The following is a 6,653-nucleotide window of genomic DNA, read 5'->3' as shown; positions in this document are numbered from 1 at the left end:
CAATATAATAATAAGCGTAAGTGATTTTTTCAGGTGCTTATATTGGAAGTGAGATGAGAAAATTTATGCTTTATAAGAATAAAATAATAATGTGTATTTTATCTTTAATATTAGTAGTTAACTTATTGTCCTGCGGCAGTAATAACCAAGTTGATGACAATAAAAAAATAAATATATATATAGGAGTAAAAGATAATAAATCTTTAAATGCAATAAAATATATGATAGATGAATATAAGAGAGAGAATCCAAAGGTTGAATTAGATGTAAATAATGCTATAGGGGAAAATATAGATAAAGACATAAATGACAATAGCAATATGGATGTTATATTTACTTCCAGAACAGATATGCTCACCCTGGCTAGGAAAGGTTTTCTATCGGATATAAGAAATATTTATAGGGAAAATAACATAAGTGATAGGTATTACAGTGTATCAAAATCCTATGGAAGATTTAATGACAGATATTACGGTATTGCTCTGTGTCCCTATACTATGGAGATATTATGTAATGAGGAAGCTTTTGCTAGATTGAACCTTAAAACTCCCGGTTCCATGGATGAATTTCTGGACAGCTTAAAATCTCTCAATTCTCTGCAGAAGAGAGTCCCTGTAGTTATAAACGAAGATATTGATATAAATACAGCTTTGTTTTCTATTTTATCCAATAATCTAGTTCCAATGAGAAAACTGGAAGGCATATATGACAGTGGTCCTTCAGCTTACAAATCACTGGGAGAAATACAGGGCTGCTTCAGCAGATTTAATGATATGATCAAAAATGGGTATATAAATAAGAATACTTTTGAGATGGGCAGTGAAAGTACTATTGAAAAATTTGACAGAAATAGTATACCTGTTGTAATAGCAGCGTCCTATTATGTAAATGATCTTAAAAATTCAAAAATAAAATGTCTGGAATACCATAGTCCAGGATCCAGCAATCTGAAGATTCCGGTTATGGCAGATGCCATAATGAGTATACCTACAAGCAGCAAAAATGCAGATGAGACCGATGAATTTGTAAAATTTGTACTGAGTGATGGTACTCAAAAAAAATTGTATAAAGAAGGTTTTACAACAGGAAATAAAAAGGCCAATGTGCCTAAAGGGAACATAAACAAAAGTGTGATTAACCATTTAAAATATGTTACGGAAGATAACATAGCCCTTATATATAATTTGCCTAAAAATTTCAGGTATAATATATCTGACAAAATAGATGATATATTTTCAGGAAAATATACGGGGAATGAGTGGAATGAAATAGTTGAAGAATCCTATTGACATGGAGAAAAATTGACAGCTGTTATAGATTATTGACAGCTGTCATCATTTTATTTAGTCTGTTAAATTTTTTTGACAGTCTTCACATATTCCATAAAAGTAGACCTGATTGCTTATCACTTTATAGTTCACAAAATCTTTAACTTTATCGTTTAAATCTTTGAAACAAATTCCCTCTATGTCATCCACTTTTCCGCAATTTAAACATTGAATATGAGAGTGTGGTTCAACGTTTCCATCATATCTGAAATTACCTTCTCCAACATTGATTTCCTGTATCAGGTTGACTTCAACCAGGGTTTTTAGAGCCTTGTATACGGTTGCTAAACTCATAGTGGGATAATCTGCCTGCAGGGTCTTGTATATTGTTTCGGCTGATGGATGTTCTTTAGTAGACTGTAGATATTTATATACTGCAATACGTTGTGGGGTAAGTTTTAATTTTTTATTTCTGAAAATACTAGCTAAGTTATCCATAGACACCATCCTTATCATATAATCAGTTATATTATATAATAAAAATTATTACTTGTCAAAAGTAATTTTATAGTAATTGTTCTGCTATATGGATAATAATCTGCATGGAGTACTCATTTTGATTTGTATATTTCATTTTAATGATATATAATAAAAACATTAATTGAGTAAAGGAATAATATAGTATGAATATTTATTTTGTAAGACATGGACAAACTAATGAAAATAATAAAGGGTATTATTATGGAAAAATGGATGTGTATTTAAATGAAAAGGGTTTAAGTCAGGCTAGAAAAGCGGCTGCTTTTTTGAGCCCTATAAAATTCGATGAGGTCTATGTAAGTGAAAGGAAGAGGACTACTGAAACTGCCCGTATAATTTTGCAGGATCATTCACAAAGAGTTAAACTCAATGTAGACAAGAGAATAAATGAAATGGATTTTGGCAGCTTTGAGGGTAAAAATTACAGGGATATAAAAAAGTTATATCCAAAGGAATGGGAAGTATGGTGCAGTGACTGGAAGAATCAGTCACCTCCCGGTGGAGAGAGTTATATACAATTTTATTCAAGAATACATGGATTTATGGATGACATTTTGAAATTGGATAGGGAAAATATCCTCATAGTTACCCATGGAGGGGTTGTAAGATCTGTATACTGCTATATATTGAATGGCAACCTGGATTTTTTCTGGAAATTTGCATCAAAAAATGGTGATGTAACTCTGATAAAATATGAATACAACAATTTGTATATAGACAGCATAACCCATGTTGACATTTAACGGATAAGTGTAAATTTAAAATTCTTAGGAGGGATTTATTTGGGGGAATTTTTTAATAATTTTTTGTTGATGATTCAATTTTTAACCAGGATTCCAGTAAACAAAAGTTTACCTTGCGGAAAAGAAAATTTTAGAAAAGCATCTATTTTCATGCCCGTCATAGGGCTTATAGTGGGAGGAATACAATGGGCCATATATAAATTGGCTGTATTTGTGTTGCCGGTGAATGTTTCTGTAGTCATTGCAATGCTGTTTGGGATAATACTGACTGGTGCACTGCATGTGGATGGATTGGGAGACATGTGTGATGGTTTTTTTGCGTTTAAGGGCAATGATAGAATAATAGAGATAATGAAGGACAGCAGAATAGGAAGTTATGCTTGTGTTACCGTAGTAATGGATTTACTTTTGAAATACAGTCTTCTTTGTTTTATATTACCTAAATTTTCACTTGCAATAGTAGCAGCACCTGTTGTAGGGAGATTTTCAATAGTTTTTATAGCTTTTATAGGCAAAACGGCTAAGAGTACGGGCTCGGGAAATCTGTTCATAGGCAATATAGGAAAGCTTCAGATGTTCATCACTGTCTGTGTAACTGCAGTTATTTTATTTTTCATAGCTAACATGAATGTTGTATACATGGCTATAGTTATGCTGGCTGCCTTTATAACAGCATCTGCATTTAATATGTATTGTAATAAAAAAATAGGAGGGCTTACAGGGGATTTATTTGGGGCAGATAATGAGATGGTTGAAATAATTACAATGCTCATAGCAGCTGTCCTGATTATGCATTGAATTGATAATTTATGATATATGTTTGGAGGTTTGGAGTATGGGTAAAATAGTTTTGATAACAGGAGGCAGCAGAAGCGGGAAAAGTACTTTTGCTGAAAAGCTTTTAAAAGATAAAGAAGAAGTCCTCTATATAGCTACGGCTGTAGCTACAGACGATGAGATGAAAAATAGAATAAAAAAACATAAATCCAGAAGAAATCCTAATTGGAAGACTTATGAAGGATACAGAGGATTGGGCGATGTAATAAAAAATGCTACATGTCAGTATGTAATGCTGGAATGCATAGGTACTATGATAACGAATATGATTTTTGAAAAAAAAATTGATATTGATAATATTACCGCTGATGAAATAAAAATACTGGAGGACAGCATCATGAAGGAGATAGAACATATAATTTCCTCGGTAAATTCAGGTGATAAGAATATCTTAATTGTTACTAATGAGGTTGGATTGAGTGTAATACCGGAGTATAAGCTGGGCAGGATATTTGTGGATATTTTAGGAAGAGCAAATCAATTTATAGCTCAGTCGAGTGATGAAGTTTATCTGGTAGTATGCGGTCTTTCATTAAAATTGAAGTAGTATTTGTTGACAACCTATACATATTAATTTAATATGATATCAAAATCCAGATTTTCACCAAAAGGAGTTAAGTGAAATGAAGTGCAGGGAAAAAAACACAGCTATCTTTTTAATTATAATTATGACAATGTGTATGGTTTTACTATCTTCATGTATGAATATAAGTGATGATTCGGAACCTATATCAAAAACAGAGTATATGCTGGGAACCATTTGCACAATTACTGTATATGACAGTGAGTCCGAAACAGCTATAGACAAAGCTTTCTCCAGAATTAAAGAAATTGAAAACAAAATGAGTGTTAACAAATCTGGAACAGAAGTGGATAAGGTGGCGGATGCTTCAGGTAAGGATTTTGTAAAGGTATCAGATGATACCTTTTACGTGATCAAAAAGGGAAAGTATTATTCCGGTAAATCAGGTGGTGTTTTTGATATAACTATTGGTCCGCTGGTAAAACTCTGGGGGATAGGTACAGATCGTGCCAGAGTTCCCTCCCAGCAGGAAATTGATGAGAAGAAATCGCTGATTAATTATAAGGATATTATACTGGATGAAAAAGATAAAAAGGTAATGCTCGCGAGATCTGGAATGTCTTTGGATCTGGGAGGCATTGCAAAAGGGTACTCGGCGGATGAGGCGGTAAAAATACTGAAAAATAACGGAGTTAAGCATGCTATTGTGAATCTGGGCGGGAATATTCTCACTATAAATGGAAATTTGGATGGGAAGCCATGGAACATAGGAATACAGAATCCTTTCAAAGCTAGAGGGAGTTCAGTTGGAACTGTAGGTGTGACCAATAAGACAGTTGTCACATCAGGCATATATGAAAGATATTTTGAAAAAGATGGTAAAAGATACCATCATATATTGAACCCCTTTACCGGATATCCTATGGACAGTGATTTGGCCAGTGTAACTTTGGTCACGGATATTTCTATAGATGCAGACGCCATGACAAAGAATATATTTTATCTTGGGCTGAATAAAGGTGCGGAATATGTAAAAAATATACCTGGATTAAATGCTATATTTATTACTAAAAATAAAGAGATTTATGTTACAGAAGGATTGAAAAATGATTTTCAAATCACTGATTCAGAATTCAAGCTGCTTCATGATATTAAATAAGTTTTTTGTAAATATTTTATATGTATAAAGCTTGATGTAAAATGATTTTAGTATTAAAATTATTTTATATTAGGATAATAATATATATAGGCATGCTGATTCAGCATGTGAATAAGGTGTAAAGTGAGGGATTGAATATGTCTAAAATAACCAAGGATATGACCATAGGCGAAATAATAAGATTAAATCCAAAGCATGCTGAAACACTTATGACATTTGGAATGGGATGCGTAGGTTGTGGTGCATCTCAAGGTGAAACTTTGGAAGAAGCGGCTGCAGTACATGGAATGAATATCGACAATCTTTTAAGAGCGTTAAACGCACTGTCGTAATTCAATTTTATTTTTATTAAAATTACTGCAGAGATATGGACTATATAATTCAAAAAAATGTAAGGAGAGGTTAATTTATGGCTAAGATTAGTAAGGATATGACTATAGGCGACGTATTGAAGGTAAACCCATCTTATGCTGAAATACTTATGGATTTTGGAATGGGATGCATAGGTTGTCCTGCATCATTGGCTGAAACGGTGGAAGAAGCAGCCATGGTACATGGAGTAAATGTAAAAAACTTGATTAAAGCATTAAATGAAGTAGAATAGAGATAATTGTTTTTAAATAGATAGGAATTTTTTATATTCCTATCTATTTCTGCATTTTGACTTGTTTGAAAGTCCGCAGTTTGAACAATTGTTGTCACAGGATTCCAGATGAATCATCACTTCTGTATTTTCAAGAGATTTGTTCATTTCATTTTCTATATTGTCACATATGTCATGGGCATTTTTCATGTGCATGTTTCCGGGAAATACAAGATGAAGATCCACGTATCTTTTGTCTCCAGATTTTCTTGTCCTCAATTTATGAAAACCGCAGTATCCAGAACTATATTTGGATATAGTGCTGGTTATGATTGAAATTTCACTATCGGATAATTTTACATCCACAAGTGGCTCAAAAGCTGTCTTTAAAAGATTAAGAGCTTCTTTTAAAATAAAAACAGCTATGAATATAGCTACCAGGGGATCCAAAAAATGAAGATTGGTAATCCATATCAAAAATAATCCCAGAGCAACTCCCAGAGAGGAATAGACATCGGTTCTGAGATGAAGGGCATCTGCCCTTAAAGCCATAGAATCATTTTTTTCCGCTACCTTGTACAATTTTCTGGATATAAAAAAATTTATAAATGCCGACAAAAACATAATTGAAAATCCCAAGACAGAGGAACCCAGTTCTTTTCCACTGATTAATCTTTTTGAAGCTTCTATTATTATAAATATAGAAGCTATGAAAATCAGCACTGCCTCTAGAACTCCAGATACATCTTCAAATTTTCCATGGCCATAGGGATGCTCTTTATCCGCAGGCTTGGATGATATTCTGACAGAAAAAAATGTTATTGTGGAGGCAATTAAATCCATTGTTGAATGTATAGCTTCAGATAGGATACTCACTGAACCGGTGAATATCCCAACCAGTAATTTCATGATTGTTAAACTGCTGTTGGAAATTATAGAAAGTCTGGCAGTTTTTACTCTTTCATCCATTTTTGAAACATCTCCTAAAATTCAATAATTA

General features: G+C 32.9%; 9 protein-coding genes. 7 read left to right on the top strand and 2 right to left on the bottom strand.

What is annotated here, in order from left to right:
• The first annotated feature begins 53 nt into the window (after positions 1–53).
• Positions 54–1,289 carry an ABC transporter substrate-binding protein gene (locus tag CLLU_RS05360; protein WP_242977485.1) on the top strand — a complete coding sequence of 412 codons (1,236 nt, stop codon included), beginning with the start codon at positions 54–56 and terminating at the stop codon, positions 1,287–1,289.
• 54 nt (positions 1,290–1,343) lie between these two features.
• Here the strand turns inward: CLLU_RS05360 and perR are convergent, their stop codons facing one another.
• The gene (gene perR / locus CLLU_RS05355) at positions 1,344–1,766 is read right to left on the bottom strand and encodes a transcriptional regulator PerR (RefSeq protein WP_106008542.1); all 423 of its coding nucleotides are present in this window, start codon (positions 1,764–1,766) and stop codon (positions 1,344–1,346) included.
• A 185-nt stretch (positions 1,767–1,951) separates the two neighbouring features.
• Here perR and cobC point away from each other — a divergent pair, with 185 nt between their 5' ends.
• The 6 genes from cobC to CLLU_RS05325 all read left to right on the top strand — a co-directional run bounded on the left by cobC (position 1,952) and on the right by CLLU_RS05325 (position 5,674).
• Positions 1,952–2,551 (top strand): alpha-ribazole phosphatase, encoded by a 600-nt coding sequence (gene cobC / locus CLLU_RS05350; protein ID WP_106008541.1) that lies wholly within the window; start codon positions 1,952–1,954, stop codon positions 2,549–2,551.
• Between the two features lie 39 nt (positions 2,552–2,590).
• Positions 2,591–3,349, top strand: a complete 759-nt coding sequence (cobS, locus tag CLLU_RS05345) for an adenosylcobinamide-GDP ribazoletransferase (protein ID WP_106008540.1) — start codon at positions 2,591–2,593, stop codon at positions 3,347–3,349.
• 37 nt (positions 3,350–3,386) lie between these two features.
• Positions 3,387–3,935, top strand: coding sequence for a bifunctional adenosylcobinamide kinase/adenosylcobinamide-phosphate guanylyltransferase (gene cobU / locus CLLU_RS05340; RefSeq protein ID WP_106008539.1), 549 nt, complete (start codon positions 3,387–3,389; stop codon positions 3,933–3,935).
• A 121-nt stretch (positions 3,936–4,056) separates the two neighbouring features.
• Positions 4,057–5,070, top strand: coding sequence for an FAD:protein FMN transferase (locus tag CLLU_RS05335; RefSeq protein WP_242977487.1), 1,014 nt, complete (start codon positions 4,057–4,059; stop codon positions 5,068–5,070).
• 137 nt (positions 5,071–5,207) lie between these two features.
• Positions 5,208–5,402, top strand: a complete 195-nt coding sequence (locus tag CLLU_RS05330) for a DUF1858 domain-containing protein (protein WP_106008537.1) — start codon at positions 5,208–5,210, stop codon at positions 5,400–5,402.
• Between the two features lie 77 nt (positions 5,403–5,479).
• Positions 5,480–5,674, top strand: a complete 195-nt coding sequence (locus tag CLLU_RS05325) for a DUF1858 domain-containing protein (protein ID WP_106008536.1) — start codon at positions 5,480–5,482, stop codon at positions 5,672–5,674.
• 39 nt (positions 5,675–5,713) lie between these two features.
• Here CLLU_RS05325 and CLLU_RS05320 read toward each other — a convergent pair whose 3' ends face one another.
• Entirely contained in the window at positions 5,714–6,622 is a 909-nt protein-coding gene (locus CLLU_RS05320; protein WP_106008535.1) for a cation diffusion facilitator family transporter, read from the bottom strand.
• Positions 6,623–6,653 lie beyond the last annotated feature (31 nt).

The organism is Clostridium luticellarii, from assembly GCF_002995845.1.
Classification (GTDB): Bacteria; Bacillota; Clostridia; order Clostridiales; family Clostridiaceae; genus Clostridium_B; species Clostridium_B luticellarii.
Note: the sequence above shows the minus strand (reverse complement) of the source record. Positions and strands in the feature narration are given on the sequence as shown.